Origin of the sequence: Micromonospora sp. NPDC048887 (assembly GCF_040649715.1) — a bacterium.
Taxonomy (GTDB): domain Bacteria; phylum Actinomycetota; class Actinomycetes; order Mycobacteriales; family Micromonosporaceae; genus Micromonospora.
Map to the genome: position 1 here is coordinate 50563 of NZ_JBEZGA010000016.1, position 15284 is coordinate 65846.

A 15284-nucleotide genomic window follows, 5' to 3' on the forward strand; every position below is an offset into this window, starting at 1 on the left:
TGGCCGGGTGACCGACATCCCGCGCCGGGCCGTGTCCCGCACCGCCAAACTCGCCGCCCTGCCGCTCGGGTTCGCCGGTCGAACCGTCCTCGGCATGGGCAAGCGGGTGACCGGCCTCGCGTCCGACGTCATCTCCGCCGAGATCCAGCAGCGCACCGCCGAGCAGTTGTTCAGCGTGCTCGGGCAGCTCAAGGGCGGGGCGATGAAGTTCGGCCAGGCCCTTTCGGTGTTCGAGGCGGCGTTGCCCGAGGAGGTCGCCGCGCCCTACCGGCAGGCGCTCACCAAACTCCAGGAGGCCGCGCCGCCGCTGCCGGCGGCGACGGTACACAGGGTGCTGGCCGAGCAACTCGGCCCGGACTGGCGCGACCGGTTCGTCTCCTTCGACGACACTCCGGCCGCCGCGGCGAGCATCGGGCAGGTGCACCGCGCGGTCTGGCGCGACCCGGGGTACGGGCCGGACGGCGGCCCCCTGCACCGGGACGTGGCCGTGAAGATCCAGTACCCGGGCGCCGGTGACGCCCTGCTCGCCGACCTCAAGCAGCTCTCCCGGCTCGGCGGCATGTTCCGGGCCATCCAGCCGGGGCTGGACGTGAAGCCGCTCCTGGCCGAGCTGCGCGAACGCATCACCGAGGAGCTGGACTACGAGCTGGAGGCGGAGTCGCAGCGGGCGTTCGCCGCCGCGTACGCCGACGATCCGGACATCTTCATCCCGGAGGTGCTCGACGCCGCACCGCGGGTGCTGATCACCGAGTGGGTGGAGGGCATCCCGCTGTCCCAGATCATCCGCGAGGGCACCGAGGAGCAGCGGAACGAGGCCGGCCGGCTGATGGCCGAGCTGCACCTGTCCGCGCCGGAGCGGGCCGGGCTGCTGCACGCCGACCCGCACCCGGGCAACTTCCGGCTGCTCCCGGACGGGCGGCTCGGCGTGATCGACTTCGGGGCGGTGGCCCGGATGCCGCAGGGCACGCCGGAGCCGATCGGCCGGATCGCGGCGCTGGCGCTGCGCGAGGACGCCGACGCGGTGGTGGAAGGGCTGCGCGCCGAGGGCTTCGTCAGCCGTACCGAGTCGATCGACGCCCCGGCGGTGCTCGACTTCCTCCGCCCGATGCTGGAGCCGATCGCCGCCGACGAGTTCCGCTTCACCCGGGCCTGGCTGCGCGCCGAGGCGACCCGGCTGGCCAGTCCCCGCTCCCCCGCCTACCAGCTGAGCCGCCAGCTCAACCTGCCCCCGTCGTACCTGATGATCCACCGGGTCACGCTGGGTTCGATCGGGGTGCTCTGCCAGCTGGAGGCGAAGGCGTCCTACCGGTCGATCCTGGAACGCTGGCTACCAGGCTTCGCGCCGGTGGCCTGACCAGAGCGGGCCGGCGAGCGAGAGCGCGGCCGCCGAGTGAGCACAGCGAAGGGGCGGTGACCTGTCGGTCACCGCCCCTTCTCACGATCGTTCTACAGAACGCCCAGGTCGCGGGCCGACTGACTGCGACTCCGCATGGCGACGGTACGGGCGGAACGGGTTGCCTCAGTGCTCGTGGTGGTGCGACCGGCCTGAGGCCGGCGCATTCGGGCCCTGGACAACGCTTCGTGGAGTAGTTGCATCTCGAATCCGTTCGGCATGTTCAGCATCAGAATTTCTCTCTCAGGTCGGCCGGTGGAGGGACACCGGCATCGGTCGGTTTCGGAACGTAGGTTTGTCAGGCTGCCAGCCGGACGGAGTTCCGCGACTCGGACAGCCCGCTGGCCGCCAGTCGCTCCTCCGCCTCGACCCGGAGCTGCGCGTCACGGGCGAGGTCCTCCTTGCGCGGACGGCCACGGGGCCGCTTGCGCGGGACGACCGCGCCACGCTCGAAGATCTCGCCGCCCCAGACGCCCCAGGGCTCGGCTCGCTCCACCGCCCCGGCCAGGCACTCGACGCGCAGCGGGCAGTCCCCGCAGAGCGACTTGGCCAGCTCGAGCTCGGCGGGCGAGTCGGAGAACCACAGGTCGGGGTCGAACTTCCGGCAGGGCAGGTTCGCCTCCACGTCGACGCTCACGTCGAGGGGGGCCAACGCCAGACTCATCCTCCGGTCACCTCTCTCTCACTTCGATCTCGTGGATCGCATTCCGACGTACTTCGGCGGGACAAAAAACTGAGGCCGCGGATCCCGGTATGCGGGTTCCGCGGCCTCGAGGTGAGCCGGTGGTCTGATGGATCAGACCGGTCTACCTCGAGGTGGAACGCCGCGGACATCCGTGCGCTTCTTGGCGCCATCGATGCCCTTGCCCGCGAAGCCACTGGTCCCCTCGACTCCGGCGATCGGCGCAACGGTCAGGATCAGCTCGGCCTGAACCTGAACCTGGTGCACCTGCGGAGCCGACGGTCGAGCAGCCGGGGCCACCCGGACAGCCGACAGCGGAGCGACGGCAGACGGCATCGCCGCAAGACGCTCATAAGTGAAGATCTTCATTGGTGCCACCTCCCTACTCTCCTCGTGCCGACCGTGGACTCATCCCCTTTGAGCAGCCAGAACGGCGCCGCTCGCGAGGTGTGTCATGAGGCTATTCCTCGCCCTCGGGGGAGGGCAAACGATTTACGGCTAGTTTTCAGAAGTTTTCTGTGGGCAGACGTCGTCCACCGTGGCGCCCGCCACCAGGGCTAGCACCGTATCCCCGTAAAGCCCGACTTTTCGGGGCCCGATCCCGGCGATCGCCACCAGTTCCTCGGTGCGGCCGGGCTTCCGCTCGGCCAGCGCGGTGAGCGTGGCGTCGGTGAAGACCACGTACGCCGGCACCTTCTGCGCGCCCGCCACCCGCTGCCGCCACTCGCGCAGCCGCTCGTACAGCTCCTCGTCGATGTCCGAGGGGCAGGTCGGGCAACGGCCCAGTTTGCGGTCCGCGCCGGCGAGCAGCGTGGCGCCGCAGATCCGGCAGGAGACCACCTGCGGCCGGCGCCGCTCGGCCCGCCGTGCCGGGCCCGCGCCGCCGGCCCGCTCACCGCCGCCGGAGCGGTCGAGCTGGGGCAGGAACCGCGACGGCCGCCGGGCCCGGCCACCCGGCGAGCGCGACGTGGCGTACGACAGCCAGAGCCACTCCCGGGCCCGGGTGATCCCGACGTAGAGCAGCCGCCGTTCCTCCTCGACCTGCTCCATCGTCTTCGCGTACGTGGTGGGCAGCGTGCCCTCGGCCAGCCCGACCAGGAACACCGCGTCCCACTCCAGCCCCTTCGCCGAGTGCAGCGACGCGAGTGTCACCCCCTCGACGGTGGGCACGTGCTGCTGGGCGGCCCGCCGGGCGAGTTCCTCGGTGAACCCGGTCAGGCCGGGCTCCTCCTCGGCCTGCGCCGCGTACTCCTCGGCGAGCTGGACCAGCGCGGCGAGCGCCTCCCACCGTTCGCGCGCGGCACCGCCGGGCGGGGGCGCGTCTGGCGCCCAGCCGACGGCGGTGAGCGCCTCGACCACGGCGGTCGGCAGCGGTGTTCCCGGGTCGGCCGATCGGGTGGCGGCGCGCAGCGCGATCATCGCCTGGCGCACCTCGGGCCGTTCGAAGAACCGCTCCGCACCCTGGAGCACGTACGGCACCCCGGCCTCGGAGAGCGCCTTCTCGTACGCCTCGGACTGGGCGTTGGTGCGGAACAGCACCGCGATCTCCCGCGCCGGGGTGCCACCCGCCACGAGTGCCCGGCAGCGGGCCGCGACCGCGTTGGCCTCGGCCGGCTCGTCGGTGAAGATCCGCAGGTCCGGCTCCGGGCCGGGCCGGCGCTGGCCGTGCAGCTCCAGCCGCAGCCGCGCCTCGGCGCCCCGGGCCTGCGAGATCACCGCGTTGGCGAGCCCGACGACCTGCGGGGTGGAGCGGTAGTCGCGGACCAGCCGGACCACAGTCGCGCCCCGGTGCAGTCGCGGGAAGTCGACCAGGTACGACGAGGTGGCGCCGGTGAACGAGTAGATCGTCTGGCTGGCGTCGCCGACCACCGTCAGGTCGTCCCGGCCGCCCAGCCACGCCTCCAGCAGCCGCTGCTGGAGCGGGTTGACGTCCTGGTACTCGTCGACCACGAAGTGCCGGTACTGGCTGCGCACCTGCTCGGCGACGTCCGGGTGCTCCTCGATGCCCCAGACCGCGGCGCGCAGCATGTCCTCGAAGTCGATCACGCCGTTGCCGCGCTTGAGCCGTTCGTACGCGTCGAACACGTCGGCGACCCGGGCCGGCTCGTACGGCGTCTCGCGCAGCGCCTTGGCGGCGGCGACGACATACTCCCCCGGCTCGACAAGCGACGACTTGGCCCACTCGATCTCGGCGGCCAGGTCCCGCGCGGCGGCCCGGTCGGCGCGCAGGCCGACCTTGGCGGCGGCGAGCGTGACCACCCGCACCTTGCTGTCCAGCAGCTCCGGCATCGCCCGCCCGGCCAGCAGCCGGGGCGCGAAGTAGCGGACCTGCCGCAGCGCGGCCGCATGGAAGGTGCGCGCCTGCACACCCCGCACCCCGAGCACAGTGAGACGGCTCCGCATCTCGGCGGCGGCGCGGGCGGTGAACGTGACCGCCAGCACGTGCCGGCCGGCGATGTCGCCGGTCAGCGCCCGGTACGCGATCCGCGACGTCACCGCCCGGGTCTTGCCGGTGCCGGCGCCGGCCAGGATGCAGACCGGCCCGGCCGGGGCGGTCACCGCGGACCGCTGCTCCGGATCCAGTCCGGCCAGCACCCGTTCCGCACCTGAGTGAACGCCCACAGCAGGGAATCATCCCAGCATCGTCCGACGTTGCAGCGGTTAGCCTGGCCTGATCGGACCGGGCGCGAGTCACCCCTTGGAGGAGCAGACCATGCTGACGATGTATTCCACCCCGTGGTGCGGCTACTGCCACCGGCTGAAGTCGCAGCTCGACCGGGAGGGCATCGCGTACGAGGTGGTCGACATCGAGCAGGACCCCGCCGCCGCGGACTTCGTGATGAGCGTCAACGGCGGCAACCAGACCGTCCCGACGCTGCGCTTCACCGACGGCAGCGCCCTGACCAACCCCTCGATCACCCAGGTCAAGCAGCACCTGGCCGCGCTGCCCGGCTGATCTCCCACGACGCCGCGAGCGGCCGTACCCGGTTCGGGTACGGCCGCTCGTCGCCGTTTCAGGACCCGCCGCGGCTGAGCACCCCGTCGCCGGCCGGCCGCCGGGGCGCCGGGATCCGGACCGGCGCCGCGACCGGCGTGGTCAGCCCGCGCCCCCGCCACAGGTAGAGGCCTGCCGCCGTGGTGACGATCCCCACCACCGCGAACAGCAGCCGGTAGTCGAACACGCCGACGAGCAGCGCGCCGGTGCCGATGGAGAGCGCCTGCGGCCCGCTGACCAGGGCCTCGGACGCGGCGGTGACCCGGCCGAGCAGCCGCGGCGGCGTCCGCCGCTGGATCAGCGTGTGCAACCCCACCATGGTCAGTGGCAGCGAGAGGCCGGCCATCAGCAGCGCCACCACCCCGAGCCACAACCGGGGGTACGCGAGCGCCAGCGCGGCCGGTCCGAAGAACGTCACCCCGGCGGCCAGCGCCCCGACTTCGCCGAACCGGCGGACCACGGCGGCCGAGAACAGGCCGCCGGCCAGCCCGCCGACGCCCTGCACCATGACGAGCACGCCGACGAACGCGGCGTCGCGGCCCAGGCCCAGATCGACGTACGCGAAGATCAGCGACTCGGTGAAGCCCATCACCAGCGAGCCGAGCCCGTACCCGAGCAGCGCCCGGCGCAGCGCCGGCTCGCCGGTCAGGTGGCGCAGCCCCGCGCCCAGCTCGGACGGCCCCCGGCGGGCCGGCCGCGACGGTGTGCCCTCCTCCACGCGCAGCCGCGCGACCACCGCCGCCGCGGTGACGAAGCCGGTCATGGCGAGCAGGACCAGCAGCCACCCGCCCACGGCGGCGTACACGCCCGCCCCGGCCAGCGGCCCGATCAGGCGCAGGCCCTGCCGGACGGTCTGGAGCAGTCCGTTCGCGTCGGCCAGCAGCTCGGCCGGAACCAGATGCCGGATGAGTCCGTTGAGCACGGCGGTGAGGGTGATGTACGACAGCCCGTAGAGCGCGGCGACCACGTAGATCACCCAGACGTCGGACCGGTCCCGGACGGCCAGCAACGGCCCGAGCAGCACCGCCGCGACCAGGTTGGCGGCGATGAAGAACGGTCGCCTGCGACAGCGGTCGACCACCCAGCCGACCAGCGGGGCGAGCGCCATCGGCGCGATGACCGCGAAGATGGTCGCCCCGGCCATGCTGTCCGAACCGGTCAGGTCCTTTACCCAGACGGCCAGGGCGAGCAGCAGGACCGACTCCGCCGCCATGCTCGCGACGAGCGCGGCGAAGAGGAGACGGAAGTCGGGGCGGCGCAGGACGGTGCGCATCGGGTCCTCCACGGTCCTCTTTTTGTCACGTGACACGCCCTCGCCGGAACCTCCGACGCCGGTCGCGCCGTCCATACTGACCGTGGGGGGCGAATTTCATACAGTTACCGTCGCGTCAAGCGACGGTCGACGGGAAAGAGGACGCCGTGCCTCCTGCCGTACCAGGCCCGATTCTGCGCCGTCGCCGGCTCGGCACCGAGCTGCGCCGGCTCCGCGAACAGGCCGGTCTGACCGGTGACCAGGTCATCGAGCGGATCGGCTGGGCCTCCGCATCCAAGCTGTCCCGTCTGGAGAACGGCCGCAGTCGTCCCGACCCGGACGACGTGGACGCGTTGCTGACGCTCTACGGCGCCGACGAGGAGCAGCGCGCCGAGCTGACCGGGATCACCCACGAGGCCGGCGACATGCGCGGCTGGCTGCGCAACTTCCCGGTGATGACCCAGCAGCAGCGCGCCTTCGCCGAGCTGGAGGGCGGTTGCGCGGAGATCTCCGAGTACAACCCGGTGCTGGTGCCGGGGCTGTTGCAGACGCCCGGGTACGCCCGGCACCGGATCATCTCCGCCGCGCAGGTGGCCGCCGAGGCCGGCGACCCGGAGAGCGAGGATCCCGAGACCGAGGTACGCGCCCGGCAGGCCCGCCAGTCGCTGCTGACCCGCTCCCCGGACGTGCCCCGCTACACGGCGGTGCTGGAGGAGGCCGCGCTCGGCCGCCGGGCCGGGCCGCCGGAGGTGCTGCACGAGCAGCTCGTCCACCTGTGCGAGATGGCGCTGCTGCCGAACGTGACGCTGCGCCTGCTGCTACGGGACACCCGGGTCGGTGACTGGTACCTTCCGCCGACCGCGTTCTCGGTCTACCGGTTCGCCGATCCCCTCGATCCGGAGACGCTCGCCATCGAAGGTGGGTTCACCGACGTCATGTCGACCGAGATAAACACTCTAAATCGCTATAAAGTGGTGTTCGAGTGGCTATGCTCGTCGGCGCTCTCCGCATCGGACACCCTCTCCTGGTTGATCGAGGCGACGGGACGGCTGACCGGCACGGCAGTCGAGTCCACGGTGGCGTACGGGCCGGCAACGGCGCCGACCCAACGTCGCCGGGACTCGGGACGCCTCACCACGGAGCGGTGATCCGACCGGGACGCCGCCCGCGCGCGGGTGTCGCTCGTCCCCATCGGAGCACCTCATCAGGAGCAAGCACCATGAACGAGATCCACACCAGCACGACCGCCCTCTCGGCACGGCTCGCCGGTGCCGCCTGGCGCAAGAGCACCCGTAGCCAGACCTCCAACTGCGTGGAGGTCGCGCCGCTCGACCCCGGGCCGGCGACTGTGGCGCTGCGGGACAGCAAGGACCCGAACGGGCCGGTCCTGCTGTTCGACCGGACCGGCTGGCTCGGCTTCCTCGCCGGCACCAAGAGCGGTCAGTTCGATCTGGACTGATCCGGCGAACCACGGGGGCCGTCGGCGCGAACCGGCGGCCCCCTCACCTGTCCGCCCTCGACAACGGCACTGACCTGGGATCCCCCGATCGGTCGAGGTGGCGCGTTCCCCTTGCCGGGCGGACACATCGGCGTAACATGACGCGGGAGTGACGTGGAAGTTCCAGCGTGTAACCGCCGATTGTCCGGGGGACACCATGCGGTTCCTGATCGTCCGCACCGAGATCCGTACCGCCGCCGACGCCGACATCGCCGCCGCCTGGGCCGGCGGTCGCCGGCTGCGGGACGAGAAGAGCACGCCGGAACCCCGCCGCCAGGTCGTCCACGCCGAGGATCGGGACGCCGCCCTCCTGCTCGCCCGAGCGCTGTCCGCCGTCGGGGCGGTACGCACCGGCCGGCACCGGGTCAAGGTGCTGCCGATCGAGGAGCCCGCAGCCGGGCACCCGTACCGCTGGGACGGTGGATGACCGGACGCTGACGTCCGTCGCGGCCGGACCGGCCTCCCCCGCCGTCATCCCGCCACATCCGGCCGCGACGGCACGTGTTCCCGACCCGTGGCCGTCGCGGCAACGGCGACCCGGGTCGGGGCCGCGTCCGGCCGGCCGGGTGGTCAGCAGTGCCCGTCGAGCCAGCGGTGCACCAGGAACAACGCGATCGACGACGGCGGCGGCAGCACCAGCCGGTCTCCCCCGCCCACCGGCACCGGCTCGTCCGCGAGCGCCGCGCCGATCTCCCGGCGGGTGAACCAGCGCGCGTGCGCGATCTCGGCCAGGTCGACCCGGATCGGCGCGTCCGCGTCGGCGCGGGCCAGGAAGCCGAGCATCAGCGAGCCGGGGAACGGCCAGGACTGGCTGCCCACGTACGCGATCTCGTCGACCGGGACGCCGACCTCCTCGCGCACCTCGCGCAGCACGGCGGCCTCGGCCGACTCGCCGGGCTCGACGTATCCGGCCAGGCAGGAGTAGCGGCGCATGCCCGGGGTGCGCGGCCAGGCCGCGTTGTTGCCGAGCAGGCAGCGGCCGTCCGGGCCGTCCACCCCGTCGTGCACCAGCACGATCATGGCCGGGTCGGTACGCGGCCAGACCCGGTCGCCGCCCGGGTCGATCCGCGACCAGCCGGCCTCGTCGGCGCGGGTCGGTTTGCCGGTGGTCGACGAGTAGCCGTGCCGCAGGTGCCAGTTGAGCAGCGCCAGCGCGGTGGTGAACAGGCCCGCGTCCCGGTCGGTCATCAGATGGCCGACCTCGCGCAGGTGAGCCGGACGGGTGTCCGGCAGCGCCGGCAGCGGCCCGTCCACGGCGAAGACCGGCACGCCGTCCGGCTCGACACCGAGGAACATCGGCACCGACCGGGGCACCTCGGGCAGCTCACCGGGAGCCACCAGGACCAGCTCCGGCGGAACCGCCGCGCCCCGGACCAGCGCCCGCCCCTCGGCTGCGGAGTCGAGCACCAGCACCCGGGCCCGCTCCCACGCCTCGGTGAGCCAGGCCGGGTCGGCACGCCGGTGCGCGGCCCGGTCGAGCGTCGACCGGGCCAGCGGCGGCGCGGATTCGCCGCTCATGCCGATTCCGTACGCACCGGTGTCAGCGCGGCGAGCGAGCCGGCCACCCGCGCCGCGTCGCCGAGCACGACGGTGACCGCGCGCGCCGGCGCCAGGTAGCGGGACGCCACCTCGGCCACGTCGTCCACAGTCGCGGCGGCCAGCCGGGCGGCGTACTCGGCGAGGAAGTCCAGCCGCAGCCCGTTGCCGGCGTACGCGCTGGTCAGCGACGCGAGACCGGCCTGGGTGGACATGCCGAGCTGGAGCGTGCCGAGCGCGTACTGGCGGGCCTGCTCCAGCTCGTCGGGCTTCGGCGGCACCGTGGCCAGGCGGCCCAGCTCGTAGGTCGTCTCCACCAGCGCCGCCGCTGTCACCTCGGTGGCCACCTCGGCGCCGGCGACGAGCAGCGAACCGGCCACCGAGTGCTCCACCAGCGAGTGCGGCCCGTACGTGTAGCCCTTGTCCTCGCGGATGTTCTCCACCCAGCGAGAGGAGAAATAGCCGCCGAAGATCAGGTTGGCGAGCTGCAACGCGGCGTGGTCCGGGTGGGTACGGGGCACCGCCGGGAGCGCGAGGCGTACCGAGGACTGCACCGAGCCGGGCCGGTCGACGAGCAGCAGTGGCCCGGGTTCCAGCGGCGGCGCGGGCGGCAGCTCGGCGACGTGGCCGTCACCGCGCCACCCGGCGAGCGCCTTCTCGGCCGCGTCCAGCGCCCGCTCCGGCGCCACGTCGCCGACGAGCACAAGCACCCCGCCGGCCGGATGCACCCGCTCGGCGTGCAGCCGGCGCAACGCGGCCGGGCGGACCGCCCGGACCTGGTCCGGGTCGGGCGTCTGCACCGCGTACGGGTGCCGCCCGTACACCCGCTTGAGCAGCGCGGTGCGGGCCAGGTGGGACGGCTGGCTCTGGGCGACCTGGATGCGGTCGACCAGCCGGTCCCGTTCGGTCTCCACCCAGTCGGCCGGGTAGGTGGCGCCGGTGAGCACCTCGGCCAGCAGCTCCAGCATCCGGTCCAGCCCGGTGACCAGGCCCGCGCCGGAGAGCATCAGCCGGTCCGGGTCGAGGCCGGCGGTCAGCCCGCCGCCGACCTTCTGCAACTCGGCGGCCAGCTCGGTGGCGCTGTGCGCCTCGGTGCCGGAGAGCATGGTCTGCGCCAGCATCGCGCCACGGGCCAGGTGGGTACGCCCGAACGGCATCCACAGTCGCAGCTCGGCCAGCGGTACGGAGGAGCGGCGTACCGCGATCACGGTGAGGCCGTTGCGGAGCGTGCGCTCGGCCTGCTTGGGCACCTTGAGACGGCGGTTGGGGCCCAGCGCCGGCAGCGGCCGGACGGTGGTGGTCGGCGTACTCATCGGGAACCTCCGGCGACGACCTCGACGGACGCGCGGCGCTCGGGCCGCAGGGTGGCGGCTGCGGCGCGGACCTGCTCCTCGGTCACCTCGCCGACCAGCCGGGGCAGGTCGTTGAGCAGGCCGGGTTCGCCGCGTTGCTGTTCCAGCACCGCCATCCGCAACGCCCGGCCGAGCACCGCGTCGGTGTCGCGCAGCAGGTGGGTGGCCATCCGGGCCTGGGTACGCGCCAGCTCGCCCTCGGTCAGCCCGTCGGTCGCCAGCCGGTCCAGTTCCTCGTCCATGGTGCGCAGCACCTTGTCCACGTCGCCGCCGGGCGGCAGGTGCGCCTGGAGCAACAGCGCGGTGGGGTCGCGGACGTCGAACGGGTCGCCCATGAAGCCGAGGTACCCGCCGAGGCTGGTCACCGACCGGTCGCGCTGCACCAGCCGCTCGACCAGCCGGGAGGCGTCGCCGTCGGTGAGCACCTCGGCCAGCACCACGTACGGCAGATAACCGGCGAAGTCGCTGACCGGGTCGGGCACCCGCCACGCGCCGGCCACCGCCGGGAGCGGGGCCAGCGCGTCGGTGTACGTGCTGCGCCGCTCGGTGGTCAGGTCGGGCTCGGCGAAGTCGGGCCGCCGCGGGGCGGGCCGGGCCGGCACGTCCCCGAAGTGCCGCTCGATCAGCTTGGTCGCCTCGGCCACGTCGATGTCGCCGCTGACCGCGAGTACGGCGTTGCCGCTGGCGTAGTAGCGGCGGAAGAAGTCGGCGGCGTCGGCCACTGTCGCCGACTCCAGGTCAACGAAGGAGCCGTAGCCGTCGTGCGCGTTGGGGAAGGTGTCGAACATCACCGGGGGCAGCGTCAGCCAGGGGAACCCGCCGTACGGCCGGTTCAGCACGTTGACCCGGATCTCCTCCTTGACCACGTCGACCTGGTTGCGCAGGTTCTCCTCGGTCAGCCGGGGGCCGCGCATCCGGTCGGCCTCCAGGAACAGCGCCCGTTCCAGGGCGTTCGCGGGAAGCGTCTCGAAGTAGTCGGTGTAGTCCAGGTGGGTGGAGCCGTTGAACGTCCCGCCCGCGCCCTGGACGTGCCGGAAGTGGGCCAGCTTCTCCAGGTTCTCCGAGCCCTGGAACATCAGGTGCTCGAAGAGGTGGGCGAACCCGGTGCGTCCCTCGGGCTCGGAGCGGATGCCGACGTCGTAGACCACCGTCACCCCGATGACCGGGGCGCTGCGGTCCGGCGTGAGCACCACGCGCAGGCCGTTGTCGAGGGTGAACCGTTCGACCGGGTACTTCGTCGCTGGGATCTTCGCTCTCCGCGTCGGCACGAGATCGACACTAGCGCCTCGGTACCGGCTCTATCGCCGGTGTGCCCTGGCCGAAAGGTGGACTGTTGCGGGACGGGTCTTGACGCCGACGGCCGCTTGCCCCAGTCTTCCTACCAACTAAATAGGAATACTGCGGATTGGACATTCGATGAGACGGCTTCCCCTGCGCCGCCTGGCCACCGTGGCGGCCCTGGCCGCCCTCGGCGCGGCCACGCTCGGCACCACCGCCGCCTGCGGCGAGGACAGCGACGCCGGCGCCGGATCCGGCCCGGTGACGCTGCGCCTGGGTTACTTCCCCAACATCACGCACGCACCGGCAGTGGTCGGCGTGGAGAAGGGGATCTTCGCCGAGAAGCTCGGCAGCGACGTCGAGCTGGACACCAAGACGTTCAACGCGGGCCCGGCCGCCATCGAGGCCGTCTTCTCCGGCGCGCTCGACGCCACGTACATCGGCCCGAACCCGACGGTGAACGCCTTCTCCAAGTCCAAGGGCGAGGCGGTCCGGGTCATCTCCGGTGCCGCGTCGGGTGGCGTCGCGCTCGTGGTCAAGCCCGGCATCACGTCGGTGGAGCAGCTGCGCGGCAAGAAGATCGCCACCCCGCAGCTCGGCAACACCCAGGACGTGGCGCTGCGCTACTGGCTCAAGGAGAAGGGCCTGGAGACCACCAAGGAGGGCGGCGGCGACGTCAAGATCGTCCCGCAGGAGAACGCGCAGACGATCGAGACCTTCGGCAGCGGCGCCATCGACGGCGCGTGGGTGCCCGAGCCGTTCGTCTCCCGGCTTGTGAACGCCGGCGGCAAGGTGCTCGTCGACGAGCGTGACCTCTGGCCGGACAAGAAGTTCGTCATCACCAACCTGCTGGTCAGCACCAAGTTCCTCAAGGCGCACCCGGACGTGGTGAAGAAGCTGGTCGAGGGCCAGGTCGCGGCGAACGAGTTCGTCAACACCAAGCCGGACGAGGCGCAGCAGGCCATCTCCGACCACATCGGCAAGATCACCGGCAAGCCGCTGGACCTCAAGCTGATCAAGCAGGCCTGGCCGACGCTGGAATTCACGAACGACCCGATCCCGGCCTCGCTGAAGGCCGGCCTGGACCACGCCGTCGCGGTCGGGCTGACCCAGCCGGTCGACCTCAACGGCCTCTACGACCTGAAGTACCTCAACGAGGTGCTCAAGGCGCAGGGCAAGGCCGAGGTCAGCCAGCCGTGACGTCGACGGACACGACCCCGCGCAGCGCGACCGGCTCGGTCGCGCTGCGCGGCGTGACGAAGGTGTACGGCCAGGGCGAGCAGGCGGTCCTGGCGCTGGACGGGCTGTCGCTGGACATCGCGCCGGGCGAGTTCGTCTGCATGGTCGGCGCGTCCGGCTGCGGCAAGAGCACGTTGCTCAACCTGGTCGCCGGGCTGGACCGGGCCAGCGGCGGCGCGATCGAACTGGGCGAGGGCGTCAACCCGGGCCTGATGTTCCAGGAGCCGGCGCTGTTCCCCTGGCTGACCGTCGAGGGCAACGTCGAGGTGCCGTTGAAGCTGCGCGGGCTCCCCCGCGACCAGCGCAAGGAACGGGTGGCCGAGCTGCTGCGCACGGTCCACCTGTCCGAGTTCGGCCGCAAGCGGCCGCACCAGCTCTCCGGCGGCATGCGGCAGCGGGTCGCGCTGGCCCGCACGCTCGCGCTGGAGACCCCGGTGCTGCTGATGGACGAGCCGTTCGGCGCGCTGGACGCGATGACCCGCGACATCCTGCACGACGAGCTGGAGCGGATCTGGACCGAGCGGGAGCTCACCGTCCTGTTCGTCACGCACAACGTCCGCGAGGCGGCCCGGCTCGCCGACCGCATCGTGCTGCTCTCCAGCCGGCCCGGCCGGATCATCTACTCCACCGAGGTCGCCGTGCCGCGCCCCCGGCGGATCGACTCGCCGGAGGTCTCGGCCATCGCCGCCGAGGTCACCGACCGGCTGCGCAAGGAGGTGGGCCGGCATGGCCAGTGACACTCTCGCCGGGTCGGCGCGTACCGACGCGGAGATCTCCGGACTCGACGCCCTGGAGATCGCCGGCCGGGAGAAGGGCCCGTCCCGGGTACGCCGCCTGTGGTCGGCCACCTGGCCCAAGTTCGCCGCGCTCGCGCTGGCCGTCGCCATCTGGCAGGCGGTGGTCTGGTCCGGGTGGAAGGAGCCGTGGGCACTGCCCGGCCCGGCGGTGGTCTTCGGCGACCTCGGGGACTACCTGCTCAGCTCCGCGCTGTGGGAGGGCCTGGCGACCACCGCCCGGCGCGCGGCGGTCGGGTTCGCCGCCGCTGTCGCGGTCGGCCTGCTGCTCGGCCTGGGCGTGGCCCGGGTCAAGGTGCTCCGGGCCGCGCTCGGCTCGATGATCACCGCGTTGCAGACCATGCCGTCGATCGCCTGGTTCCCGCTGGCCATCCTGCTGTTCCAGCTCAGCGAGCAGGCGATCTTCTTCGTGGTGGTGCTCGGCGCCGCGCCGTCGGTCGCCAACGGCGTCATCCACGGCGTGGACTACGTGCCGCCGCTGCTGGTCCGCGCCGGCCGCAACCTCGGCGCCCGGGGGCTCAACCTCTACCGGTACGTGATCGCGCCGGCCGCGCTACCAGCCATCGTGGCCGGGCTCAAGCAGGGCTGGGCGTTCGCGTGGCGCAGCCTGATGGCAGGTGAGCTGCTGGTCGTCATCGCCACCCGCACCTCGATCGGCGCCCAGCTCACCTACGCACGCGAACTGAGCGAGGCACCGCGCCTGATGGCCATCATGATCGTCATCCTGGTGGTGGGCCTGCTCGTGGACACCGCGTTCGGTGCCGCCGACAAGGCGATCCGCCGCCGCTGGGGCGTGCTGGACCAGGCCGGCAACTGACGCCGTGTACATCTCCGCGCGCGCCGACTACGCGCTCCGGGCCATGCTCGCCGTCGCCGACGCCGCCGGTTCCACCGGCGACCCGGCGGCCGGCGGCGGCGAGCTGGTCAAGGCGGCGAGCCTGGCCGAGAGCCAGGACATCCCGCTCAGCTTCCTTCAGGGGATCCTGCTCGACCTGCGGCGGGCCGGCCTGCTGCACAGCCACCGCGGCACCGAGGGCGGGTACGCCCTGACCCGCCCGCCGGCCGAGATCAGCGTCGGTGACGTGCTGCGCGCGGTCGGCGGTGCGATCACGAGCGTCCGGGGCATCCCCGCCGACCGGGCCGGCTACCACGGCGTGGCCACCGGCCTGCGGGACGTGTGGCTGGCGGTGGACGGGGCGATCGCGCTGGTCGTGGACCGGACCACGCTCGCCGACCTGCTGAGCGACCGGGCCACGGCACCCTGA

General features: G+C 72.6%; 16 protein-coding genes. 9 read left to right on the top strand and 7 right to left on the bottom strand.

Annotated elements, in window-relative coordinates:
- The first annotated feature begins 7 nt into the window (after positions 1-7).
- Positions 8-1354 (top strand): AarF/ABC1/UbiB kinase family protein, encoded by a 1347-nt coding sequence (locus AB0C17_RS22805; RefSeq protein WP_357383653.1) that lies wholly within the window; start codon positions 8-10, stop codon positions 1352-1354.
- Positions 1355-1691: 337 nt separating this feature from the next.
- Here the strand turns inward: AB0C17_RS22805 and AB0C17_RS22810 are convergent, their stop codons facing one another.
- From AB0C17_RS22810 to AB0C17_RS22820, 3 genes are all read right to left on the bottom strand, one after another.
- Positions 1692-2057, bottom strand: a complete 366-nt coding sequence (locus AB0C17_RS22810; RefSeq protein WP_357383651.1) for a WhiB family transcriptional regulator — start codon at positions 2055-2057, stop codon at positions 1692-1694.
- A gap of 132 nt (positions 2058-2189) precedes the next feature.
- Entirely contained in the window at positions 2190-2444 is a 255-nt protein-coding gene (locus AB0C17_RS22815; protein WP_357383649.1) for a hypothetical protein, read from the bottom strand.
- Between the two features lie 129 nt (positions 2445-2573).
- Positions 2574-4697 carry an ATP-dependent DNA helicase UvrD2 gene (locus AB0C17_RS22820; protein ID WP_357383647.1) on the bottom strand — a complete coding sequence of 708 codons (2124 nt, stop codon included), beginning with the start codon at positions 4695-4697 and terminating at the stop codon, positions 2574-2576.
- Between the two features lie 91 nt (positions 4698-4788).
- On the opposite strand from AB0C17_RS22820, the gene AB0C17_RS22825 reads away from it, so the two are divergent.
- A complete protein-coding gene (locus AB0C17_RS22825; protein ID WP_357383645.1) occupies positions 4789-5031 on the top strand; it encodes a mycoredoxin in 243 nt (80 codons plus the stop codon).
- Between the two features lie 58 nt (positions 5032-5089).
- Here AB0C17_RS22825 and AB0C17_RS22830 read toward each other — a convergent pair whose 3' ends face one another.
- The gene (locus tag AB0C17_RS22830; protein ID WP_357383643.1) at positions 5090-6418 is read right to left on the bottom strand and encodes an MFS transporter; all 1329 of its coding nucleotides are present in this window, start codon (positions 6416-6418) and stop codon (positions 5090-5092) included.
- 71 nt (positions 6419-6489) lie between these two features.
- Between AB0C17_RS22830 and AB0C17_RS22835 the strand changes: the two genes are divergently transcribed.
- The 3 genes from AB0C17_RS22835 to AB0C17_RS22845 all read left to right on the top strand — a co-directional run bounded on the left by AB0C17_RS22835 (position 6490) and on the right by AB0C17_RS22845 (position 8247).
- The gene (locus AB0C17_RS22835) at positions 6490-7470 is read left to right on the top strand and encodes a helix-turn-helix transcriptional regulator (RefSeq protein ID WP_357383641.1); all 981 of its coding nucleotides are present in this window, start codon (positions 6490-6492) and stop codon (positions 7468-7470) included.
- Between the two features lie 71 nt (positions 7471-7541).
- A complete protein-coding gene (locus AB0C17_RS22840) occupies positions 7542-7781 on the top strand; it encodes a DUF397 domain-containing protein (RefSeq protein ID WP_357383639.1) in 240 nt (79 codons plus the stop codon).
- Between the two features lie 196 nt (positions 7782-7977).
- The gene (locus tag AB0C17_RS22845) at positions 7978-8247 is read left to right on the top strand and encodes a hypothetical protein (protein WP_357383637.1); all 270 of its coding nucleotides are present in this window, start codon (positions 7978-7980) and stop codon (positions 8245-8247) included.
- 143 nt (positions 8248-8390) lie between these two features.
- Here AB0C17_RS22845 and nudC read toward each other — a convergent pair whose 3' ends face one another.
- Genes nudC through AB0C17_RS22860 form a run of 3 tightly spaced genes read right to left on the bottom strand, consistent with a single transcriptional unit; the run spans position 8391 to position 11976 of the window.
- On the bottom strand, positions 8391-9338 hold the full coding sequence (gene nudC / locus AB0C17_RS22850) for an NAD(+) diphosphatase (RefSeq protein ID WP_357383635.1): 948 nt from the start codon (positions 9336-9338) through the stop codon (positions 8391-8393).
- Complete coding sequence (locus AB0C17_RS22855) at positions 9335-10669, bottom strand: pitrilysin family protein (protein ID WP_357383633.1); 1335 nt, start codon at positions 10667-10669, stop codon at positions 9335-9337. Before AB0C17_RS22855 ends, nudC begins: the two co-directional genes overlap by 4 nt.
- Positions 10666-11976: a pitrilysin family protein gene (locus AB0C17_RS22860; RefSeq protein WP_357480357.1), complete on the bottom strand. Its 1311-nt coding sequence runs from the start codon at positions 11974-11976 to the stop codon at positions 10666-10668. The genes AB0C17_RS22855 and AB0C17_RS22860 overlap by 4 nt, the downstream gene beginning before the upstream one ends.
- A gap of 148 nt (positions 11977-12124) precedes the next feature.
- Between AB0C17_RS22860 and AB0C17_RS22865 the strand changes: the two genes are divergently transcribed.
- Genes AB0C17_RS22865 through AB0C17_RS22880 form a run of 4 tightly spaced genes read left to right on the top strand, consistent with a single transcriptional unit; the run spans position 12125 to position 15284 of the window.
- Positions 12125-13186, top strand: coding sequence for an ABC transporter substrate-binding protein (locus AB0C17_RS22865; RefSeq protein ID WP_357480360.1), 1062 nt, complete (start codon positions 12125-12127; stop codon positions 13184-13186).
- The gene (locus AB0C17_RS22870; RefSeq protein WP_357383627.1) at positions 13183-13962 is read left to right on the top strand and encodes an ABC transporter ATP-binding protein; all 780 of its coding nucleotides are present in this window, start codon (positions 13183-13185) and stop codon (positions 13960-13962) included. Before AB0C17_RS22865 ends, AB0C17_RS22870 begins: the two co-directional genes overlap by 4 nt.
- A complete protein-coding gene (locus tag AB0C17_RS22875; protein ID WP_262013976.1) occupies positions 13952-14836 on the top strand; it encodes an ABC transporter permease in 885 nt (294 codons plus the stop codon). Before AB0C17_RS22870 ends, AB0C17_RS22875 begins: the two co-directional genes overlap by 11 nt.
- A gap of 4 nt (positions 14837-14840) precedes the next feature.
- Entirely contained in the window at positions 14841-15284 is a 444-nt protein-coding gene (locus tag AB0C17_RS22880; protein WP_357383625.1) for an Rrf2 family transcriptional regulator, read from the top strand.

Coding starts and splice junctions, on each gene's coding strand:
- AB0C17_RS22810 (WP_357383651.1), bottom strand. CDS start 2,057: ATGAGTCTGGCGTTGGCCCCCCTCGACGTGAGCGTCGACGTGGAGGCG.
- AB0C17_RS22815 (WP_357383649.1), bottom strand. CDS start 2,444: ATGAAGATCTTCACTTATGAGCGTCTTGCGGCGATGCCGTCTGCCGTC.
- AB0C17_RS22825 (WP_357383645.1), top strand. CDS start 4,789: ATGCTGACGATGTATTCCACCCCGTGGTGCGGCTACTGCCACCGGCTG.
- AB0C17_RS22830 (WP_357383643.1), bottom strand. CDS start 6,418: ATGGACGGCGCGACCGGCGTCGGAGGTTCCGGCGAGGGCGTGTCACGT.
- AB0C17_RS22840 (WP_357383639.1), top strand. CDS start 7,542: ATGAACGAGATCCACACCAGCACGACCGCCCTCTCGGCACGGCTCGCC.
- AB0C17_RS22845 (WP_357383637.1), top strand. CDS start 7,978: ATGCGGTTCCTGATCGTCCGCACCGAGATCCGTACCGCCGCCGACGCC.
- nudC (WP_357383635.1), bottom strand. CDS start 9,338: ATGAGCGGCGAATCCGCGCCGCCGCTGGCCCGGTCGACGCTCGACCGG.
- AB0C17_RS22855 (WP_357383633.1), bottom strand. CDS start 10,669: ATGAGTACGCCGACCACCACCGTCCGGCCGCTGCCGGCGCTGGGCCCC.
- AB0C17_RS22865 (WP_357480360.1), top strand. CDS start 12,125: ATGAGACGGCTTCCCCTGCGCCGCCTGGCCACCGTGGCGGCCCTGGCC.
- AB0C17_RS22875 (WP_262013976.1), top strand. CDS start 13,952: ATGGCCAGTGACACTCTCGCCGGGTCGGCGCGTACCGACGCGGAGATC.